Genomic DNA, 22,624 nt, shown 5'->3' with positions numbered 1-22,624 from the left:
CATTTCTAAATGGGAATCATTATCATGTTTTGATTCTAAAGCACTACTTAACAATAAACTTAACAATTTGGGGCATGATTGATATTTATTTCAATAAAGTGGTTTTTATAAAAATAAGCGGTGCTTAACAAGGTTTAAGTTGAATAGGAATAAAGCATTCCATGGTTGATTCGTTACTGTGAATATCAAAACCTTCTTGATAAATTTCCAAGTCAAAGCCTTCAACTGATTGATAGTCTGATTGAGGTAACCAAGTAGAAAGAAACCACTGTATCGTTAAATCCAGGTGTTTAACTAAACCTGTATGTGGAATGACCGCATAGGTTTGTGCTGGGACATGTAATAAATGTTCAGACGCTAAATTGCTGGTTTCTTTGTTGTTTACTTTATACCCTGCCCAATAAGTGCTTGATGCATGATCTTGGTTTTCTCTTGTATCAATCACACCCATCACTGGTTTCTTAAAAGGTGGCTTAATGCCGGTTGTGTCGACCATTTTTTGCCAAATAAGCGGTATTGTCTTGCTATAATTAGGTTGCTTAGCAAAAATTCCTTGGATTAGACCGCTAACACCATAGAAGTAAAAGTCAGCTTGGTAATCAAAGCGTATTTGTAATAATCTTTTTTTGACTTCATAAGCCTGATGATTAGGCATTGACGATATTAAAGGTGTTTTTAATCCGATGTGCTGACCACGTTTTCTATAGGCACTTGGGCTGCACTGGAAAAGTTGTTTAAATGATCGGTTGAAGCTTATTTCAGAGTTAAACCCACAATTTAAGGCAATATCCATAATTCTATTGGTATTTAAAAGAAGTTGTTCAGCTGCGCGACTTAACTTTATCTCTCGTACATATTGTGCGACGGTTTGATTTGTTTCTTGAAGGAAAATACGTTGTAGCTGCCAGCGAGACCAACAACTTTTTTTAGCGAGAGATTCAACGCTTAAAGGAGAGTCGATATTATTATGTATATAGTCAAGAATGCGCTCTATTCTTGTGAAATGCGTATTATCTACCAAAACGTCCACTCACTGTTTATTCATTGACTGATTGAGACTGCTGATCTTTGGCATTTAAATTGTGTTCAATCTGCAGCGAAATACTTGTTAGTTATTTCTGCTAAGTGTCGTGTTGATCGATGCCGTCTTTAATTTTATCAATTGTCGTTCTTTTACAAAAAAACAAATGGTAATGATAATTACTACTAATTGCAATATTAACGGTTAACTTATTTTTAAATCGTTGATTAAACCAAATGATGAATAGAAATGATGTTATAGGAAACTTAATGTCTTATTTAAACGGATAAGTGGGAGAAAGTTGCTATTACTTATTGAACCTTAAGCCCTAAAACCTTTGGTCAAGAAATTTGGAGGGGCTGTATTGTTGTTACAGTAACTTGCAATACTGCCTAAAAAATTTGATAGGAGATTGTTTTAACTTTCCTGAGCTAAGGTTGCTTGGTTTGCGGTGGATAATCGCTGAGCATAAGCGCAATTTCTTTAACAATAAAATCATTTCGTTGCTGGGCTGACATTGTATCAGTTAGCTTATTCTGAGAAATAGACCGCCATATTATCGATTTACTAGCAGGGTTTAATTTTTTGAAGAGTAACGAATACATTAAAGTCTTGAGAGCTGATACTAGACAGGTATCTCTTTTCAACCTTGGCATACCAGGCCATTATGGTTGGTGAAGATATCGTCAAAAGTATCTTTGATACGCTTAACATTGCCGAAAAGATTCTTCTCCCAGAAGTAATTGTCTTTGTTAAAGCTGGTGCTGAAACTATAAAAAACAGGATAAAAGCTAAAGGTGGTGAAGGTCAGTGGTACGGCGACGAAATAACACAAAATAATTGTTTAGAAACAGCCGATAAAAATCTTCAAGTGGTTTGATATTCTTATTATAGAGATTGGTACGTCAGAAAAACATGGCGTTCTACAGCAGAAAATCACCAACTAATAAAAGATCTAATTGATATTGTTATTTCGGGGGGGAAATCGTTAAAACTAGGTTGTATTTAGGTGGACTAGTTCTCGTTTGATCTAAGATTACTAGCTCCTGTAACCATCTGCTTTAAATAACACCTTTTAAACGGTCTTCAAATTGAATCATAAATCGATTCAAGGCCATTTTCCTATTTATTATAGGTGTTGTTGACTATTTAAGTAATTGTTATTAATAGTGAAATAATCTTTTAGTTATGCTGTTTTATAGGTTCGGAGGTGATTTTTTTGTTATGATCTAATATCGACAATCGCAAGTGTCGCTTGCTGATAACCCTTATTATAATTGTATGTCTCGTTGCGTTAGCCGCGCTTACTTATGTAATGGAGATAAATATACAGATCAATTATTTGGACATTAATAATAAATGAAAAGATAACTTCGAATATTCACTAGTGTCGATCTTTTAAATCATCTGTTAATATTTATTCTGTCAAGCACATAAATTAAATTGAAAGTACATTCAATTTCATCGCTAGATAGTTACATAAATTTGCTTTTACATTTCACCTGATAATACCAAGGTTAACCCATCATGTTTGTATCACTACAGTTTGAACTCAGTGAAATAAAACAGCGCACTAACAGTCGTTCTTATCAATTAGGGCAAATATTGTATGCTTCTGGTAAGGTCAGTCGTTTATCGGTAACTGAAAATAGTGCGACTGCCATTGTCTCAGGAAGTGACGACTATTATACCTCTCTACAAAAAGGCGATTCAATCCAGGGCAAAACGCTACAGGTTCGCTGTACTTGTCCTGCTAGTGCATACCAAGATATTTGTAAACATGCGGTTGCCGTTGCTTTGTTGGTTGAAAATCCGCAAGAGAAAGAGCACGTTAATGATGAGGCTAAGCAAAGTCAATTGAAAAACTGGTTTAAGCAGAAGCCCGTTGATGAACTCATTGATATCCTAATGACTTATATTGATGACTCAATCAATGAACTAGATAAGTGGCAATTAATTATGCGTAGTGAAGAAAATAATGTAACAGCAAGCGAGCTAAGTAAATTGATTACCAAAGCATTACCTGCAAAAGAGATGTGGGAGTGGAATAAAGTAAGTGAATATTTTACTCATGCAGATGAGAAGTTTACGATTATTTTTAAGTTGATTGATAAAGTAACAGTAACCGAACAATGGAAACTAACCTTGAAGGCTAATCAACGCTTAAATAAAGTGTTAGAGCGGATTGATGACTCAGGTGGCTTTCGTTTTTATATCGAGGATGAGCTTAATCAACGGTTAGTCACACTGTTTAATCAACTGCCTTGGTCTGATGAAAAGAAAGCGCTGTGGATATTTAGCCATACTGAGGAATATAAATATGATGTGTTCCCAAGCGTGCCTAAAGATTTCGACTTAAGCCCTGAGGTTAAACAGATTTTTTTAGCACAATGCCTGAATATGGCTAAACAGAAAGCACCATTGGGTGATCTTAATGACTGGGAGCATAGGTGGTCGCTTCAACGATTAACCGCACCACTCATCGATGATGCAAAGCATACTGGTGATTGGGAATTGCAATGTCAACTTATGAAAATAACGGCGATAAGACTCTCTGATTATTTAGCCATTGCTGATGTCTGTTTAGATAATAGTGAGGCGTTAAAGGCAAAGTACTGGTTGCAGCAAGCTTATAAGGTAGTGCAAACACCCAGCGAAAAAGGGGAATGCCAAGCCTACGAGGTTAAGGTACGGGTTGCATTAGCTGAATATGAAAAAGCATGGCAATTAGCGTGGCAGTTATTTAGCTGTCAGCCCAGTTTTATAAGGTATAAAAATTTAGAAGAGCTACAGCACCAAACTGGTGTGATCGATGTGCAGTTTGTTGATAAAGTAGAGCAAATACTTGCAGATTGTTATGTTGAAATGGGCTCTGGTTTCACGGCGAATGCTGATGCGCTGTTAGATTTCTATATAGATAGGAACGAGGTAGAAAAAGCTCGGACTTGGGCATTAGCACATCAAGCTAATACAAATAGTCTGCTTACAATTGCCAATTTAATGATTGCGTCACATCCGAATGATTGTATTAGTCTATACCAACGTGTTGTCGGCTCAATTATTAAGCAAACTAATAATTCTGCTTATCAAGAAGCCACGGATTTGTTGCTAAAATTAAAGCGAATGTTAATAGCAAATAATGCAGAGCTGAAGACCTTTAATCAGATGGTGAAACAAGTCGCTCAATCCTATAAACAAAAACGTAATATGCAGAAACTATTCAAAGAGCACTTTTCTGATTGCTTTTAACTTTTCCTTAAATCGCTATACTCTTTATTATTCAAGATGCAAAAATCGGAAAATCCGAGTCTTTAAAACAACGAGGATGTTTCTACTGCCTTTTGCTGAGATAAATCGTTACCACATCTTACGTACTCTTTCCTTTTCCCTTTCAATATTGCGTCCTTGCAACTCACTCCATAGTTTGATGCCAGTGTATTGTTCAACTTTACTAGTTGGCACTCTGAAAGTGTCTGTTGGTTGATCTGTTGCTATGTTTGGTATTATGAATGACCACATATTTAAACTCCCTCGATTGGTTTCAACTAATACTGATTTAAAATAAGCATTGGGGATAGGAATCGATACATTGTTGTCGTCATTGGTCCCGATACTTTGAACGGGTTGGTCGAAATAGAAAATGGGGCCACAAATGACATAGGTTTCAAAAATTTTTGCTTTTTCATTAAGCCTTCGTACATCTGACTCTAAGTTTTTCCAAATCCCTCTATTGAATTGTTGTACCTGTGGAGACATATTTGATAATAGGAAAGTCTCACTGTTTTGCAGCTCATCGTCCTTTTGATTCATACTTGCAACGAGGTGTCCCCGGTCATAACCAGACCCTCGATAGTCAATGAGATCGGTGCGGAATATTGTCGGAATTCGAAAGTCAGGACGAAAATTATCGACACGTGTGATACTTGGGTTATTAGGGCTGATGATTTCAAGCGCCCATTTTGCTTGCCTAAAATAATATGAATATCCAATGATGTAATGTCGATTTACTAATATTTGATCAGCGGCGGGCATGCCATATCTAGATTGGTGAATAGAGTTTGGAATATCCATAATAACTTCCTTTATGTCGATCGCATCAATTCATTTAAAGTTTAAATTGATACGCGTTAGGTTGTTTTCTTTTTTATTATAGGACCCATATTAATATGCTACTTATACCTCCTGTTTTATGCTTACCACCTAGGTATAAATTTCTCTTACTTCTTAAAGGTTAAACCTTTGCTTGAGGGATTTGACTGCACTGTATTGTTGTTGCGGTAACTCGCAATACTGCCTAAAAAGTTGGATAGGAGATTGTTTTAACTCTCCTGAACTAAGGTTGCTTGGTTTGCGGTGGATAATCGCTGAGCATAAGCGCAATTTCTTTAGCAATAAAATCATTTCGTTGCTGGGCTGACATTGTATCAGTTAGCTTATTCTGAGAAATAGACCGCCATATTATCGATTTACTAGCAGGGTTTATAAACTCAAGTACTAGCTTATTATAATGGTTTTTATTGTAACTAGAGGGGGTACTCATGCCAATGCCTGCTCGACCTAAACCAATACCAAAACCGAAAGTGCCACCATTAGATTCGAGCTCTGTGGTCATTTCTAGATGATAGTTTATTTGTAAGTCAGCACTTTGTAGCTGTGTTTGGCTAAGCCCTTTGACTTTCAGTTGTGCAGCGGTTTCATCTTCTATTCGCTTGCTATCAATACTTACTACGGCGCTTTCAGGTGGGATAACAAAAGTAAACGTTTTATATTGTGAGAAGTCATGGCCTAGAGCATAGTCAGACACCGGGGTAGCTGTACAGGCAAATAGAAAAGAACATAATAAAAGGGGGAAAATAAGGCGCGGCATATAAAACTCCTATTATAGTAAAGTCATTAATAATAAACCATCAGAGTGTTGTTAAGTGTTGTAATACGATTAATTTGTGAAATGGGTTGCCATTCTGCTAAGTTTTATTACTTGAACCAACGTTGTCAATGGTAGTAGTAAATGTGATTGAGTTTCTTTTGTTGTTGATAAATAGGTTACAACGTATCGATTATTGCCTAAGCCAAATCATTAAGTGCTTGAACAACTTGATCTTTACCGTTTCTTTTTCCTTTATAAAGAGCATTATCTGCATACTTTATAATATTCTCTGGAGCATGCGAGGATGTAGAGCTGGCGATACCGAATGTCATTGTGACCATTAACTCCCTTTGCGCTAAAGGAACTTTAATTTTTGAAATGCTTTGTCGCAGTTTATTCAGCGTTATGATCCCATTGTCAATATTTGTGTCAGGTAACATAAATAAAAACTCTTCCCCTCCCCACCTTGCTTTAATGTCATGTTGACGCAGTTCTTTTTGAAGAACATTGGCAATTTCTACAAGGACGGTATCGCCAATATCATGGCCATAGGTATCATTAATTTTTTTAAAATTATCGATATCTGCAATTGATAAAACAAACTCCGATTGTTCACGATTATTGCGACTAAATTCTTCCTCAATTAACTCCATTGCTCGTTTTCGATTATTTAGTTTGGTCAAGGTATCAGTATTAGATTCATACAATAATATTGATTGATATTGTTTTACTGAAAATGAATAAATCAGTGGGGTGGTTGATGTTATCAAAAAAGTCACAATCATATTTAATAAATAAAACGACTCTTGTGCTTGAACGCTCATACTGTAGGCTGCAACGGTGTAATTACTGAGTAAGTAGGTTGCTATTAAGCAGATAAAGCTTATTACAGTGAGTATTAACGGAATCGCAAATTTGACATAACCGCCAATGGCAAAGTAGGCCGCAATAGCAATAAAAAAGTATTGAAAACCATAATCCCAGCCGAGTAAATAGATAGCAAGGAATTGGTGACTTAATACTTCAAATACAATGGCAATTATTGTATAGGGGAGGTAGTGATAATAGTTTAATGCAATATAGATCGTTGATAAATACAAAGCAATACTGAAAAAATTATAGTAATAAAGCGGTGTTATATCATTGATGTAAAAAACAATAATAAAAACAAAATGAAGGATGATTGCCATTATTTCGGCAAAAATAATGGCACGAAAGCTGGTGTTTTCTAATGGTGAATCGTTGGAAAATAATTTCATATTTTAGGTCTCAACGTTCGTTCAATAACACATCAAACAATAGCAATTGCTTTTTGAGCATTTAACAAGGTGATAACTATTTTAGGTCAGACTTTACTGAATTTTGTTATCTCATTACATTGATTGAAGTTAATGAATGCCTAGGTTCATGTTGTAGGCGATGTTTTAATATAGCACCTAAGGTGGTGAAAAAAAAGAGATGAAATTTTTGATATAATGCTTTTATTAATAATTGGATTTGCTGCCATATTTGAAAAATACTTTTATATATTTTTTAATTCTTTTTTGTTACCAAGCAGCGATTTAGGTAAATATTGATTTTTGATATCATCTAAAACTTGTTTTGATTGAGATTGTACCAACCTAACTTTCGCTTTAAGGGCGTTCAGTTAAGAAAAACAAGTTGCTCTTTAGCTGAAGTGAGGTAAAAATCGATCACCTAAAAGATCGTGAGATTTGTAATGGAACTTTGAGGAGCTCTCGCACTTCGATTAATCGTTTTAGTGAATTTTCTTCTTTATCAGATAGCTTAAGCCCAGATATTGATTTTACCTATAATCTAACGCCATTAGGTTAAGAAAACACCCCATATTTGACATGGTCTCAGCCGTCGTCTGCATGTTATTTTTTAGCAAAGAACCTGTTCCTTACCTTATCAACTAACTCCATTTTTTTACCTCAATAATTCCATTATTTGTCAATAAATACTGTAACATAAGGCCCTAAAAAGGCTAGGCTGTCATGTCAATAAAGATACCCTTTATCATAAGGTTTTTACGCCGAGCGCTGTCAATGGAGCGCCTAAATTTGTATGGTGTAGTTGAGGGTATTTGGCCTACACCTGACAATAAAAGCAAACTGCGCCTATTATCGCTCCACGAATAAATCTAATGAAGCATCTTACCCACAAATTCGAATGGTTTGTATAACGGATATGGTAGTCTTTACACTCATCGAAACGTGTTAATCAATAATTTTCTGGAAGCCTTCTCTAAAGGCCTGGCCTATGGCATTTAGAAAGAAATAAGTTCAGGTGATGATAACTATAAAGGAAGCGCTTTTTACGGTATTTTTAAGCCGTTAAATATGACTTAGCTTATCCCGAAGATATACTCTGTGAGTTAGTTAAGGAAGTTAAGTTTGTTGCTGATAATCAAGCCAAATTCACGATTGGACCCACTGCGAAGCTATAAATGCTAGCTTAAAAGTTTTACACCGGCTAGTACTTAGCCGACTGGCATTATCTCATTGAGTAAGTCTTTAAAAGAAAGAAAAATATTTACTAGCTATGCGTTTTAATGTTTCTCTTATAAATGCTTTACAATTACTATTATGGATAGATAATGAATTGCATATAATATAAAAATAAAAGGAGCTGTTTTATGGCATCAAAGCAAGAACAAGTTTTCAAAACTCGAACCCAAATCGTCGAAGAATCCATTCGCAATAAAATTCTCTCTGGAGTTTATAAAGCGGGACAGCCACTAAGACAAGATGCTTTAGCAAAAGAATTAAATGTAAGTAGAATACCGGTAAGAGAAGCGTTAATGCAACTTGAGGTGCAGGGGTTAGTTCAATTTGAATCTCACAAAGGAGCAACTGTTACAGAGCTCTCTCCAGAAAAAATTGATGAGTTATTTGCATTAAGAGCACTTATTGAATGTTACGTACTAGAGCGTGCCATTGTTAATATGACAGATGCCGATTTAGAACATATAAAAACAGTAAAATTAAACTTCGAACAAGCAGTTGAAAGTGGGACAAATATAGAAGAGTGGAGTATTTATAATTACGACTTTCACAAAGCCCTTTATGGACCAGCTAATCTTCCTGAATCGATGGATATTGTCTACAGCTTAAATACTAAAAGTGATCGCTATATTCGTATGCAGTTACTTTTTACTACCGGTGTTAAAAAAGCGGAAAGTGAACATAATGGGTTGTTTGAGCTATGTCAGCAACGTGATGTTGAAGGCGCAAAAGCATTATTAAGAAAGCACATTATTGAAGCTGGCCACGCGATTAGAAATTTACTCATTGAACAAAATGAGTCAAACAAAAAATAATCTTATAAAATATTAATATTGGCCATATTGTGGTTAATATTAATATTCTACTCTGACAGAGCTAATGATTGTAAGTTTTTTAACCTGATAAATATGGCTTCCATGCTTAACATTATTCTATTATTAATGACGATAACTCATTAATACTTAAAGATAAGATAGTGTCTGAGAGCATTATTATCTTAAAGCTGCATGAGTTTCTCATGCAGCCTCAATAAATCTCTATTAGCTCAAGCCTCTTAGTTTTGCATTGCGACGTCTTAATAACTCTAAGGTGAGCAGTAACATCACTGACATCAGAATCAAAATGCTTGCAACGGCTAAAATAGTAGGGCTGATCTGTTCGCGTATACCAGACCACATCTGTCGAGGTACGGTCCTTTGCTCAGCACCTGTAATGAAGAGTGCTACCACCACTTCATCAAATGAAGTGCCAAAGGCAAAAAGCCCTCCAGAAATAACACCGGGTCTTATCAGGGGAAGGGTCACGTTAAAAAATGTATATACAGGTGTCGCACCTAGACTAGCGCCAGCCCTAACCAAACTATGATCAAAACCGGATAATGTTGCGGTCACCGTGATCACCACAAACGGAGTTCCTAAAGCCGCATGTGCCAAGATAATACCAAGGTACGTTTGCGATAAACCAAAGCGTGTATAGAAAAAATACATTCCTGCTGCTGATATAATCACTGGAACAATCATTGGAGATATCAATAATGCCATAACTGCATTACGAAATGGCATTTTTCTGTTGGCCAGACCTAGCGCTGCAATGGTGCCTAATATAGTTGAAATAATCGTGGCCGCTATCGCAATATAAGCACTATTTTTCAGTGCATTAAACCATTGTGGGTTATCAATCATATCTTGATACCATCTTAACGAATAGGCCGAAGGATCAAGGGTTAGCATACCTTCAGTAAACGAAAAATAGGGTGTTGCATTAAATGAGAGTGGCACAATAATTATAATTGGAGCCACTAGAAAAAAGAGTACGGCAGTGCAGTAGACCTTAAAGCCAACAAAGCCGACTCTCTCCATCGGAGTACAATATTTTGGTAATGCCATCTTAATTACCCACCTTAATATTATTGATACCAACAATTCGATTAAACAAATAAAACATAATTAATACCGTCAATAGTAATATCCCACCTAAAGCCGAGGCCATTCCCCAGTTCAGAGAGCTTTGCATATGATAAGCAATGAAATTAGAAATCATCTGCCCACTTCTACCACCAACTAATGCAGGTGTAATATAAAAACCAATAGACAAGATAAACGTTAACAAAACACCAGCCCCTACACCCGACATAGTCAGTGGCATGTAAGCTTTGATAAAGGCGATGGTTGGGGTTGCGCCGAGTGAACGAGCGGCACGGAAATAATCTGGTGAGATGCCTTTCATCACACTATAAATAGGTAAAATCATGAAGGGCAATAGTATATGTACCATCGCGACAACCGTGCCAAACGTATTATGAACCAACTGTATTCGCTCTGAAATCACTCCGACATAAAGTAGTAGATCATTTACAACACCTTGCATTTGTAACAAAACAATCCAGGATGTTGTTCTTACAAGAAGTGAGGTCCAAAAGGGTAGAAGAACTAAAATTAGCAATAAGTTAGATTTACTATCTGGTAATGTTGCTAGCAAATATGCCAAAGGATAACCTAGTAATAAGCATAAACCTGTAATTAGTGCTGATAACCCCAATGTTTTCACAAAAAGGTTTAGGTACACTTGTCTGTGTTCTGGTTGAGCAACAATATCTCCTTGCGCATTTTGACGAAAATCTAATGCAGCCAAGTAGTAACTAATAGTAAATTTAGAGCTTAAATTTTTAATAGCACCCCAATATTCGATATTATTCCAGCGTTTATCTATTTTTATCATCGCCGTTTTGTAGTCATTAATTTGCTCAAAAGTACTCAGTTTCCTACCTGTTTTCATCATCAAGCTACGCATCCCTGCGACTTCAATATTTAAGCGACTTGCTAATGGTGGTAAAGACTTGCTTTGGTATAACCGAATAAGCTCCTCCGCCAGTGCATTATAAGCCTCTTTGTCAGGAAGGCCTTGTTGCTCCCACTGAGAAAGTGATTTCACCGTATTAGGCAGGTTTTTTGCAATCAATGGATTATCGATACTGCGATATAACATTTCTGCAATCGGCACTACAAAAGTAATCATAATAAATGCGAGCAATGGTAGGGTTAACATTAAAGAACGTAAACGCTTTTTGCGCTCGGCTTTTTGTAAGTTTTGTTTTAGTTTGGCTTGATCTTCATTTAACGGATCTTGCATATCCACTACAGAGGGCAAACTCGTCAGCTCCAGATGCATACTTATCTCCTTGCTTCCTGTTGAATTAGGTAAATCAAATTAACTTGCTACAGCATTCAATGCGTGACAGTCATGACTTGACCACCCGAGTGAAATTGTTTCGCCAATCATTAAATTATGGCTTGAAGTGCTTGGAACTTTTACCACAAAATTACGATTGCCTAGCAGCTCTACAACCAACCTTAAATGGTCTCCGTGGTAGATAACTTCTTGGGTTTTTGCTTGGAATATATTATCGAATTTTCCAATCTCTGGGTCTAATACCACATTTTCGGGTCTTATAGATAATGTGCTATTCTCTCCAATATTAGTGACTTTTACAGCTCTTGCTTTGACTTTCTCTTTGCCAATATTAATGACACAATGATCACTGTTAAATTCCTCAACAGATCCTTGTAGCTGATTATTTTCACCAATAAATTGTGCTACAAAGGTATTTTCTGGGTTTTCATATAGATCGGTTGGGCTTGCTAGTTGCTGAACGACACCTTCATTAAAAACTGCAATTCTGTCAGACATCGTAAGTGCTTCCGTCTGATCGTGAGTGACATATAATATGGTAATACCCAGTTTTTGATGAAGACGCTTAATTTCATATTGCATCTGTTCACGAAGTTGTTTGTCTAACGCCCCTAAGGGTTCATCCATTAGTACTAATTTTGGTTCAAACACTAAGGCTCGAGCAAGCGCAATGCGTTGTTGTTGCCCGCCAGAAAGTTGGCCTGGTCGACGGGTTGCAACATGGCCTAACTCGACCATATCTAAAATATTCTTTACTTTTTTCTCAATCATATCAGTCGGCATTTTTCGTGCCTTCAGAGGAAATGCTAAATTTTCTGCAATAGTCATATGTGGAAACAGTGCATAATTTTGAAACACCATGCCTATATCTCGTTTATGGGGGGCTAAATTATTTACTGCTACTTGGTCAATATAGATATCACCATTAGTGGCAGTTTCAAAACCAGCTAACATCATTAAGCAGGTTGTTTTACCTGAACCTGACGGCCCAAGCATTGTGACAAACTCTCCCTCAGCGATATCAAGATTAAAGTTTTTTACTACCAGTTGTTCACCATCATAAGTCTTTTGAACTTTCTTAAAACTAACATATTGACTATTCATTACTGTCTCCAAATTATTAAAATAAAATGTGTAGCCTTTAGCCTTACTCATTTCATTCAGATAGCACCCAAGTGTTAGCGGTACATATTAAGATCAGGGCGTGTTGCTATAGATTTTTCAACTAATTGGATAATAGCTCACGTTCAGCACCTTCTAATGGCAAACGAGGGGCGCTAAATACTTCAGAACCCCGACCGCAGAGATGCTCTGCTAACTTGATGCATTGAACCAAAGTAGGAATCGTGTCCAGTTTCAATAGTGGAAGGAACCAACGATATAGCTGTAATGCTTCAGCGTATAGGCCTTGCGATGCAAGACCAAAAATTGCCACGACTTCTTGAGTTGCCGTTAAAATTAATCTTTTTTCTTCTGGTGATAATGAGCAATTTTCACCCTCAGTATCTAGGCAGATAATCCCATCAATACCATCATTTATTTGATTATCAATCACTTGTTGATTTGCTTTAATGTTCAGTGATTGGTCGGCATTAAACTGTGTACTAACAGCAGGGTATACGTCTTTCCAGTTAACTTTCATGTTAACCCCTTTTTTGATATAAAATATTGTCTAAAAAAATAGGTGCGGTAATTCAAAATGAACTAAGCCGCACCAATTTATTTTTATTACTTAGCTAACCAAGTATTAAACTCTTCGTTCAATTCATCGGCGTAATCACCCCACCATTCATCATTTACTAAGAAAGCCGTTTCAAAGTTTTGTGGTGCAGTCGGAAGTGTGTCTAACAGCGCTTTATCCATATTAATGGTCGATGACTTACGCGTCGGACCATAGGAAACATATGCGGCTTGCTTTGCCAAAGGTTTAGTTTTAGAAGAGAACACAACAAACTCAATTGCGCGCTCTAAGTTCTTACTACCTTTAGGAATAGCCCAACCGTTCATGTAACCCATCTGACGATCCCAAATAATTTTAAAGGGTTGGTTTTCATCTCGTTTAGCATTCGAAATACGCCCATTAAATGCAGACGAAATAACCACTTCACCATCCGCTAACATCTGCGGTGCTTGAGCGCCAGTAGTCCACCAAAACACGTGTTCTTTAATCGTATTTAGCTTGTTAAATGCACGATCACGACCTTCGCGTGTTTCTAACTGTGCATAGACATCTTCAGCAGAGACACCATCTGCTAACAGAGCCCACTCCATGTTACCTTGTGGGATTTTTTGTAAGCCACGACGGCCAGGGAATGTTTTAAGATCAAAAAGGTCGGTCATCTTAGTTGGCGTTGCTTTACCTTTAAATTGATTCTCATTTATGGCTAAAATAGTCGAAACAACAATGGAGTTAATGGCACATTTATGAATTGCACCTTCAATAAAATCATCTTTAGCCGGAGTACCGTCATCACCTGCTGGTAAAATTGATGGGTCAAATGTCTCTAATAACCCTTCAGCACAACCTCTTACAATGTCTGGTTTATCTAAAGAGACAAGATCCCACGTCACATTGCCTGATTCTACTTGTGCTTTAATTTCAGCCAATCCACCATTAAAATCTTCAGAAACGATCTCAACCCCCGTCTCTTTGATATATGGTTTGTGGTACGCCTCTACCTGGCTTTTGGTAAATGAGCCGCCCCAAGATACAACGGTTAACTTATCCGCACTGCAGGCGTTAAGTGAGATACCTAAAAATATAGGAAGTAATATGTAAGGTTTTAGATTGATACTATTTAACATTGAGCTTCTCCATTTTGTTTGATTTACGCTTATTTATAAGAGGATTTAAGCGTATTTTTCCTTCGACTTATTAACGTCCGTTAACAAACTCATAACAAACCTAGCAGTATTTTATATTGTATACAATATAAAATGGCGAGTTTTTAAATGAAGCGTGAAATGGAATAGGGCTTAAGATCTATTTTTGTCGGTTGCGTTTGCTCTAATGACAAAATTAAATCAGCGGTGAAAGCTGCTTGAGTTAATCCTAAATGTTGATGCCCAAATGCCATCAACACTCGTCCATCACACACTGAATCGATCACCGGTAATGAGTCGGGTAATGATGGTCTGGAACCCATCCATGCAGTTCCTTTTTGTTTTGATAAGTTTGGGATAAGCGCGTTGGCATGTTGCTGTAACATATTGGAGCGGTGCGGATTTTCAGCTGCGTCAACATGGGCATATTCAATGGTTCCTGCTAAACGCAATCCACCATTCATTGGTGTCATAATAAACTTTCTTTCTGCTGAGCTTATGGCCATTGATATTGAATGTTGCGGTTTAGGTATCATTAAGTGATAACCTCGTTCCGCAAGTAGAGGCGGATTAATATTAGTGAGTTGTTTGGCAAACTTTGCAGACCATACTCCTGCTGCAAGTACCACTTTGTTTGATTTTATCTCCCCTAAACGTAATGTTTTCATGCTACAACCGGACTCTGAAGCCGAGATGTCCTCAACTTTATCAATGATTATTTCCCCTCCAATTTTTTTGTAAGACTCAGATATTAAAAGGCATAAATCAAGAGGTTCAATAGTGTGCCCTGTATTTGGAAAAAGAATCGCGTGTTTGACATTACTACTTAAATTGGGTTCTTTTCGGCGCGCTTCGTTACCGTCAATAACAATCGCATCAACTTTGTTTAGCAGTAGTTTGTCCAGAACAGGGCGATAACTTTTAAAGGCTTCCTCTGTTTCAAATACCAACATAGAACCTTCATCTTTGAGCATATGGAGTTGATCAATTTCCGTAAGCAGATCTTGCCATGCATTAAGTGAATATTTATTGAGCTCTATTAATGCAGAGGTTCCTTTATTAAATTGTTCCGTCCTCGCATTGAACAAAAAATGAAACATCCAAGGGATGGTTTGTAGAATATCTCGCCAACGAATTGATACAGGGCTCTGAGGATCAAATAGCATTTTTGGTAATTGAGGAAGCAGTGAAGGTGAAGATAATGGGAATATTTGTTCAGTGGCGAAGTGTCCGGCATTACCTTTTGAACAGCCTTCTGCAATACCTTTACTCTCGATAATACGAGTTTTCAAACCACTCTTTTGTAAACGGTATGCGCAACATAAACCGACCACGCCACCGCCAATAATAATAATGTCTAATTCTGTATTATTTTTCATCACATTTATCCTAAAATATAATTGTATAAAATATACGATAGTATATATTAACATTGCTTTAACATTTTGAAAGGTGTGATTTAAAGGAGAAAGTAAAAATGAGAAAGGGAACATTTTTTTGTATTGATGCTCACACATGTGGTAACCCTGTTAGATTAGTTGCTGGGGGCTACCCAACACTTATTGGTAACAATATGAGTGAGAAAAGACAGTATTTTCTAAAAGAGTTTGACTGGATAAGGCAAGCGTTGATGTTTGAACCAAGAGGTCACTCTATGATGTCAGGATCAATAGTGCTACCTCCTTGTTCAAGTAATGCTGATGCTTCTATTTTATTTATAGAAACCAGCGGCTGTTTACCAATGTGCGGTCACGGCACTATTGGTACTGTTACTTCTGCGATAGAAAATGCCATTATTACTCCAAAAGTACCAGGCCAACTCATTCTTGATGTACCTGCTGGGCAAATAAGGATCGAATATCAACAAGTCAATGGCAAAGTTGAGTCGGTCAGAATCTACAATATCTCCTCCTATTTAGCGCACACCGATGTAGTTATAAATATTCCAACTCTTGGAGAACTGATCGTTGATGTCTCCTATGGTGGTAATTTCTACGCCATTGTCGATCCACAAAAAAACTATAAAGGCTTAGAGCATTTCAGTCCTGATCAAATTCTACAACTTAGCCCATTAGTGCGTGAAGCCGTTGATAAAGCAGTTAAATGTGTTCACCCAGAAGATCCTACCGTTAATGGTGTTAGCCACGTTTTATGGACAGGTGAACCAACTCAGCCGGAAGCAGTAGCTCGTAACGCTGTATTTTATGGCGATCGCGCGATTGATAGATCTCCATGTGGCACAGGAACCAGTGCAAGAATGGCACAGTGGTATGCCAAAGGTAAGTTAAAAGTTGGTGAGGAATTTATTCATGAAAGCATTATTGGAAGTATGTTTAAAGGCCGAGTGGAGTCCTCCACTCAAGTTGGTTCATATCAAGGGATCAATCCAAGTATCGAGGGTTGGGCAAAAGTGTATGGTCACAATACCATTTGGGTAGATGAAGATGATCCGTATGCATTTGGTTTTGAAGTGAAATAAATACAATAATTAGTAATTCATATAGTTAAGGAATAGTTATGTCGAGCTCTACCATAGATGTAAATAAAGCGAACAACCGTGTTACAGATACTTTTCAAGCCGTTAATCCTGTTGATGGCACTAAACTGGTTGGCGATTTTAAGCAAGATTCTTTGCTTAACATCAATCATGCTGCACAAGTCGCGCAAGATTGCTTCTTAGAATATAAGTCTACAACTAGTCAACAGCGCGCTACTTTTTTACAAACGATTGCTCAGCAGCTAGAGGATAATCGAGCTGTAATTGTAAGTAGAGCACAACTTGAATCGGGCCTACCAGAAGCCCGTCTGAACGGTGAGTTAGGTCGTACAATTGGTCAGCTAAACTTGTTTGCAAATAACTTACTGAATGAAGGTTGGCAGCAAGCAGTAATAGATACGGCAGATTCAGGTCGTCAACCTGTAGCTAAACCAGATATTCGTTCACATAATGTTGCTATCGGGCCTGTGGCTGTTTTTGGTGCGTCCAACTTTCCGCTAGCTTTCTCAACTGCTGGTGGTGATACAGCTTCTGCATTAGCTGCAGGTTGTCCTGTCATAATGAAAGGCCATCCTGCACACCCTGGTACTAGTGAACTTGTTGAAAAGTGCATCAACAAGGCGTTGTCTACTTGTCATCTTCCTGCTGGCGTTTTCACTTTGTTACAAGGCACAACGAATGAACTGGGGAGCGAATTAGTTCGGCATCCTAATATTAAAGCTGTTGGCTTCACTGGATCTACCACCGTTGGACGACTGTTAATGGATATTGCAACTTCTCGCCCAGAGCCGATTCCGTTTTATGGCGAGCTTGGTTCAGCTAATCCCGTTTATTTACTTAAAAATCAATTAGAAAAAAATGCAGCACAACTAGCTGAACAGTTTGTGCTATCGATGACAATGGGAGCAGGGCAGTTTTGTACCAAGCCTGGATTGATTTTTGCAATTGAAGGGCTAGGACTTGACACATTCGTTAAACAGTCACAGTTGCTACTTGCCTCGCAACAACCATATACTCTTCTAACCCAAGGTATTAAACAGAGTTATCTTGCATCGTGTAAGAAGAGGGAGTTGGAGCTCAACATAACTAAAGTTACCAATCGCGCTGAAGATGGCAAAGTATTAGCTAAGCTGTATCAAATTTCAGCTCAAGATTGGTTAAACAATCCAGATTTTGAGGAAGAAATATTTGGCCCTCAAGCACTTATTATTAGCTGTAAAGATAATGAACAGTTACAAGAGTTAAGTGAAAAATTAAGAGGGCATTTAACCGCAACGATTCATTGTAATGAAGAAGATTTTGACCAAGCTGAACGTTTAACCACTATTTTGAATAATAAGGTTGGGCGCGTCTTATTAAATGGATGGCCAACGGGGGTTGAGGTATGCCACAGCATGGTACATGGGGGAGCTTACCCTGCAGCAACAATGAGTAATAGTACTTCGGTAGGATCAGGTGCAATTTATCGTTGGTTACGTCCTGTTTCATATCAAAATTTCCCACAAGCATTACTACCTGATGTATTGCGTGATGACAACTCCAAAGGTATCTGGAGACAAGTTAATGGTCAAATAAGTAAACAATCGATTTAATTTACTTTGCACCCTAATACCAGAAGCCAGAGTGACCGAATTATTTCAACTCTCTGGCTTCTGGTTCCTATCGCGTTATAGCTAACGGTTTTATTCATTTAGCTTTCTTAATAAATGAATCGCAAAACTTTAAATGACATTGTTTACCACGTAGTGCTCCACAAAAGCTACTGAGCTAGCTGATGGTATTTGAATTTTATATCTATTTTTTTATTGTTTGTAGGCTTTGCTACAACACACTCTAGTTGTTTTAATATTAATCATCTGGCGATCAGCTACTATCTTATAATATGGCTTCAATCTAATACTATTAATTGGTGTTTTTTTCAAATGTGAGCACACCAATTGCTTTCATTCACAATAGTGTTATTAATGTTCAATGTACTTTCTATGAAAGAAGGATAATTAACAATAGTTAAAGATCCTAACCCATGCGTTCTGACCTTTTGAAAAAAAGCAGATGAATCTAGGGCAACAAAAACCAATAAAAAATCAGCTTTGGATAGATAACATTCTTTGGTCGGTTGTGAGTGATTTGAAATAACGATTTAATTTTTTAGATCTGCTCAGAGTTTGTTTTAGACAGGTTATGAGCTCGAGACAAGGTATAAATATAGACAATTAACGCAATCTGAAAACTAAAAACTTTATTAACGTTAAATTAGATAAAGAATTATACTTAAAATAACCGGCAGGATAAGGTATTCTATCTATAAATTAACTCATAACATATTGGATAAATCGATGATTGTATTAGGACACCAAAACCCAGATTGTGATAGCTTATGTAGTGCTATCGGCCTTGCAAGTTTATTTAATAAAATGGGCAAAACAGCAACCCCTGCTCTACAAGGCGAGCCCAACCCTGAAGCGTTATTCTTATTAGAACAATCTGGCTTACCACAACCTGAAATCCGTACTGAAGTCGCGGGTGAAGAAATCTTTATCGTAGATTATTCAGATTGGGGACAAGGTACTGCTGATATGAAGAAAGCAACGATCTTAGGGATTGTTGATCATCATAAATTAGGCGATATCACTACTTCTACTCCTCTGGAATGTTGGATCTGGCCTGTTGGTTGTAGTGCTACGATTGTTTATAATATGTACAAATTTAATAATCACACACCTGATGCACCAGTAGCAAAAATGATGATGGGTGCGATCATATCTGATACGGTTAACTTCCAAGGTCCTACTTGTACAGAGATGGATGTGGTTGCTGCAAACGAATTAGCAGCAATTGCTGGTGTTGACGATATTCAAGCATTTGCAACAGCTCAATTTGAAGCTAAATCAGATATTAAATCTGTTTCGGCTGCTGAGCTTATTTTACGTGACCAAAAAGTATTTGAAATGGCGGGTGAGAAACTAGCTATTGGACAACTCGAATTAACATCTTTAGAGACTGCTTTTTCTAAGAAAGGCGATATGCTGATAGAAATGGGACAACTACAAGCAGATAAAGGCTATCATTCTACAATAGTGTTATTAACTGATATCAATAAACTAGATACGACTGCATTAATTATCTCTAAAGATGCGAACAAAGTCGCAACAGCTTTAAACAGTACAGTGGTTGATCATACGTTTGAATTGCCAGGTGTTGTAAGCCGTAAAAAACAAATTATTCCTTTTTTACAAGCTGCATTTGAAGGTTAAACATATAGTTTAAACTTTCTTAAAAATAATGCTGAAGGGCGAGCTTTATGATGAGGCTCGCCTTTTTTATTGCCAATTTTTAATTTTCTTACAACCACTTAAGTTTAATATTTGATAACATCCCTTATATTATCCCTATTTCTAATATTGAGGTTACATGCATATTCATATTCTTGGTATTTGCGGCACGTTCATGGGCGGTGTTGCAATTCTTGCTAAATCCTTAGGCTATAAAGTCACAGGTTCAGATAAAAATGTCTATCCGCCGATGAGTACACAGTTAGAAGAGCAAGGGATTGAACTTATTCAAGGCTTTGATCCAAGCCAATTAGATTGTAAACCTGATCTTGTGGTGATTGGTAATGCAATGAGCCGTGGAAATCCTTGCGTAGAAGCCGTACTAGATAAACAAATACCTTATATTTCAGGCCCGCAGTGGTTGTTGGAACATGTTTTGAAAGACCGTTGGGTATTAGCGGTTGCAGGAACGCATGGCAAAACATCAACTTCTAGTATGCTCGCTTGGATTTTAGAGTATGCCAATATGCAACCGGGTTTCCTCATCGGTGGTGTGCCAGAGAATTTTGGTTTATCTGCCCGTTTAGGGGAAACACCATTTTTTGTGATTGAAGCTGATGAATATGATAGTGCTTTTTTTGATAAACGTTCTAAGTTTGTGCATTATCACCCAAGAACCTTAGTGCTGAATAACTTAGAGTTTGATCATGCAGATATCTTTGAAGATTTAAATGCGATTAAAAAACAATTCCATCATTTATTGAGAACAGTTCCAAGTACTGGCCGTGTTTTCATCCCAAATAAAGATGAAGCGTTAATGTCTGTCAAACATATGGGATGTTGGAGTGAGGTAGAGTATTTAGGTGAAAATTGGTCTGCACAAAAGGTTAAAGAAGATGGTACGCAGTTCGAAGTAAACCTAAACGGAGATAAAAAAGGTCAAGTTAATTGGAATTTAATGGGCGACCATAATGTTGATAACGCATTAGCTGCGATTGCGGCTGCGAGGCATGTTGGCGTGACTCCTGAAATATCAATTCAAGCATTGGCTGAATTTAAAAGTATTAAACGTCGCATGGAAATTAAAGGCAAAGTTAACAATATTACAGTGTATGACGATTTCGCTCATCATCCTACCGCAGTAAAAACGACGCTAGCAGGTCTACGTGCAAAGGTCGGAAATGAAAGAATTATTGCTGTGTTAGAGCCACGTTCAAATACAATGAAATTAGGAATACATAAAGAAGCATTAGTTAACTCATTGGCTTTGGCAGATAGTATTTATTGTTTTGAAGATAAAAGTATTCAATGGTCTATGAAAGAGTTGTTTGCAGAACAAGGCAAAGCAGTGAATGTAGAAACGGATATAGATGACTTAGTGGAACAATTAGTTAAATACGCTAAACCTAGTGATCATATCTTGATCATGAGTAATGGTAGTTTTGCGAATATTCACCAAAAATTATTAGATAAATTATAGGATGAACATATAGATGACTATGCAATATAACGATACCGTGACTTTAGGTGTAACTGGGGCTTCAGGCAGTGGGTATTTTTTGCGTTTATTACAATCAATGGTGAATGCAAACGTCAAAGTATATTTAATTTTATCTGAAGCGGCACAAATAGTATTAAAAACAGAAGTTGATGAAGATTGGCCAGTCGATATTGTAGCGTTGAATGAATTTTTAATAACTCGCTTTGATAGTAAACAAGGACAAATTACAGCGTTAACGTCAAAAGACTGGTTTTCACCTGTAGCGTCAGGATCGTCTGCGCCTAAAAAAATGGTCGTTTGTCCATGTAGTTGCGGAACACTTGCTTCAATTTCACAAGGTTTATCAAATAATTTAATAGAACGTGCAGCGGATGTTGTATTTAAAGAGAGGGGGCAGTTAATTGTAATGCCGAGAGAAACACCTTTTTCTACCTTACATTTGAAAAATATGCTCACTCTTTCTGAACTAGGAGCCACTGTTATGCCTTTAGCGCCTGGTTTTTATCATCAACCAACAACGATTGAAGAGCTACAGGACTTTATGGTCGCGAGAGTAATGGATCATTTGAAGATACAACACCAAGCAAGTAAGCGCTGGTGTGAGTGATATTTAAGCAAAAAAGTCTGCGTTTGTTTGTTATTTGAACATATTTTTTTAAATACTAAAAATAATGATTTAATTGCAATAAAACGCTTGCTTACCTTTCCAAGATCCCTATAATGCGCATCCACAGACACGGGGCGGAACGCAAGTTACCCACCGAGTTTGAGAATAGTTTTTAACGTATTAACGCTTCGTAGTTCGCTTCGAAATCAAGTTAAATTAAAACGTTGACAATGTTCGAAAGGCGCGTAATATACGCCGCCTAGCCGCAAGGCACGCTCTTTAACAATTTAATCAAACAATCTGTGTGAGCACTTGTTGTTGATGTGATTTCAAAAAA

General features: G+C 37.2%; 18 protein-coding genes. 8 read left to right on the top strand and 10 right to left on the bottom strand.

Translation table 11 applies throughout. The annotated features are described in order from the left end of the window. Nucleotides 1-124 precede the first annotated feature (124 nt). On the bottom strand, nt 125-1,021 hold the full coding sequence (locus H592_RS0106720; protein WP_211235633.1) for an AraC family transcriptional regulator: 897 nt from the start codon (nt 1,019-1,021) through the stop codon (nt 125-127). A 619-nt stretch (nt 1,022-1,640) separates the two neighbouring features. On the opposite strand from H592_RS0106720, the gene H592_RS24385 reads away from it, so the two are divergent. Then, nucleotides 1,641-1,901 (top strand): nucleoside/nucleotide kinase family protein, encoded by a 261-nt coding sequence (locus H592_RS24385; RefSeq protein ID WP_342665416.1) that lies wholly within the window; start codon nt 1,641-1,643, stop codon nt 1,899-1,901. Nucleotides 1,902-2,548: 647 nt separating this feature from the next. Continuing rightward, nucleotides 2,549-4,270 carry an SWIM zinc finger family protein gene (locus H592_RS0106705; RefSeq protein ID WP_028868092.1) on the top strand — a complete coding sequence of 574 codons (1,722 nt, stop codon included), beginning with the start codon at nt 2,549-2,551 and terminating at the stop codon, nt 4,268-4,270. A 108-nt stretch (nt 4,271-4,378) separates the two neighbouring features. Here the strand turns inward: H592_RS0106705 and H592_RS0106700 are convergent, their stop codons facing one another. From H592_RS0106700 to H592_RS23215, 3 genes are all read right to left on the bottom strand, one after another. Then, the gene (locus H592_RS0106700) at nt 4,379-5,092 is read right to left on the bottom strand and encodes a DNA/RNA non-specific endonuclease (RefSeq protein WP_028868091.1); all 714 of its coding nucleotides are present in this window, start codon (nt 5,090-5,092) and stop codon (nt 4,379-4,381) included. 262 nt (nt 5,093-5,354) lie between these two features. Further along, nucleotides 5,355-5,888 carry a DUF4136 domain-containing protein gene (locus H592_RS0106695; RefSeq protein ID WP_028868090.1) on the bottom strand — a complete coding sequence of 178 codons (534 nt, stop codon included), beginning with the start codon at nt 5,886-5,888 and terminating at the stop codon, nt 5,355-5,357. Nucleotides 5,889-6,085: 197 nt separating this feature from the next. Next, nucleotides 6,086-7,147: a GGDEF domain-containing protein gene (locus H592_RS23215; protein WP_051369050.1), complete on the bottom strand. Its 1,062-nt coding sequence runs from the start codon at nt 7,145-7,147 to the stop codon at nt 6,086-6,088. Between the two features lie 1,382 nt (nt 7,148-8,529). Here H592_RS23215 and H592_RS0106685 point away from each other — a divergent pair. Then, a complete protein-coding gene (locus tag H592_RS0106685; protein ID WP_028868089.1) occupies nt 8,530-9,213 on the top strand; it encodes a GntR family transcriptional regulator in 684 nt (227 codons plus the stop codon). A 225-nt stretch (nt 9,214-9,438) separates the two neighbouring features. On the opposite strand, the gene H592_RS0106680 is transcribed toward H592_RS0106685, so the two are convergent. From H592_RS0106680 to H592_RS0106655, 6 genes are all read right to left on the bottom strand, one after another. Continuing rightward, complete coding sequence (locus tag H592_RS0106680; RefSeq protein ID WP_028868088.1) at nt 9,439-10,284, bottom strand: ABC transporter permease; 846 nt, start codon at nt 10,282-10,284, stop codon at nt 9,439-9,441. A 1-nt stretch (nt 10,285) separates the two neighbouring features. Continuing rightward, the gene (locus H592_RS0106675) at nt 10,286-11,566 is read right to left on the bottom strand and encodes an ABC transporter permease (RefSeq protein ID WP_028868087.1); all 1,281 of its coding nucleotides are present in this window, start codon (nt 11,564-11,566) and stop codon (nt 10,286-10,288) included. 39 nt (nt 11,567-11,605) lie between these two features. Next, the gene (locus H592_RS0106670) at nt 11,606-12,691 is read right to left on the bottom strand and encodes an ABC transporter ATP-binding protein (RefSeq protein WP_028868086.1); all 1,086 of its coding nucleotides are present in this window, start codon (nt 12,689-12,691) and stop codon (nt 11,606-11,608) included. Between the two features lie 121 nt (nt 12,692-12,812). Next, a complete protein-coding gene (locus H592_RS0106665) occupies nt 12,813-13,229 on the bottom strand; it encodes a dihydrodipicolinate synthase family protein (RefSeq protein WP_028868085.1) in 417 nt (138 codons plus the stop codon). Between the two features lie 86 nt (nt 13,230-13,315). Beyond that, nucleotides 13,316-14,392 carry an ABC transporter substrate-binding protein gene (locus tag H592_RS0106660; RefSeq protein ID WP_037071174.1) on the bottom strand — a complete coding sequence of 359 codons (1,077 nt, stop codon included), beginning with the start codon at nt 14,390-14,392 and terminating at the stop codon, nt 13,316-13,318. A gap of 143 nt (nt 14,393-14,535) precedes the next feature. Next, the gene (locus H592_RS0106655) at nt 14,536-15,789 is read right to left on the bottom strand and encodes an NAD(P)/FAD-dependent oxidoreductase (RefSeq protein ID WP_028868083.1); all 1,254 of its coding nucleotides are present in this window, start codon (nt 15,787-15,789) and stop codon (nt 14,536-14,538) included. Between the two features lie 98 nt (nt 15,790-15,887). Between H592_RS0106655 and H592_RS0106650 the strand changes: the two genes are divergently transcribed. The 5 genes from H592_RS0106650 to H592_RS0106625 all read left to right on the top strand — a co-directional run bounded on the left by H592_RS0106650 (nt 15,888) and on the right by H592_RS0106625 (nt 22,287). After that, nucleotides 15,888-16,889: a 4-hydroxyproline epimerase gene (locus H592_RS0106650; RefSeq protein ID WP_028868082.1), complete on the top strand. Its 1,002-nt coding sequence runs from the start codon at nt 15,888-15,890 to the stop codon at nt 16,887-16,889. A gap of 38 nt (nt 16,890-16,927) precedes the next feature. Further along, nucleotides 16,928-18,499, top strand: coding sequence for an aldehyde dehydrogenase (NADP(+)) (locus H592_RS0106645; protein ID WP_051369049.1), 1,572 nt, complete (start codon nt 16,928-16,930; stop codon nt 18,497-18,499). A gap of 744 nt (nt 18,500-19,243) precedes the next feature. Further along, the gene (locus tag H592_RS0106640; protein ID WP_028868080.1) at nt 19,244-20,161 is read left to right on the top strand and encodes a manganese-dependent inorganic pyrophosphatase; all 918 of its coding nucleotides are present in this window, start codon (nt 19,244-19,246) and stop codon (nt 20,159-20,161) included. Nucleotides 20,162-20,318: 157 nt separating this feature from the next. Continuing rightward, nucleotides 20,319-21,659: a UDP-N-acetylmuramate:L-alanyl-gamma-D-glutamyl-meso-diaminopimelate ligase gene (gene mpl / locus H592_RS0106630; RefSeq protein ID WP_028868079.1), complete on the top strand. Its 1,341-nt coding sequence runs from the start codon at nt 20,319-20,321 to the stop codon at nt 21,657-21,659. Between the two features lie 13 nt (nt 21,660-21,672). After that, a complete protein-coding gene (locus H592_RS0106625) occupies nt 21,673-22,287 on the top strand; it encodes a flavin prenyltransferase UbiX (RefSeq protein WP_028868078.1) in 615 nt (204 codons plus the stop codon). Nucleotides 22,288-22,624: the final 337 nt, after the last annotated feature.

The organism is Psychromonas arctica DSM 14288, assembly GCF_000482725.1.
Taxonomy (GTDB): Bacteria; Pseudomonadota; Gammaproteobacteria; order Enterobacterales; family Psychromonadaceae; genus Psychromonas; species Psychromonas arctica.
Note: the sequence above shows the minus strand (reverse complement) of the source record. Positions and strands in the feature narration are given on the sequence as shown.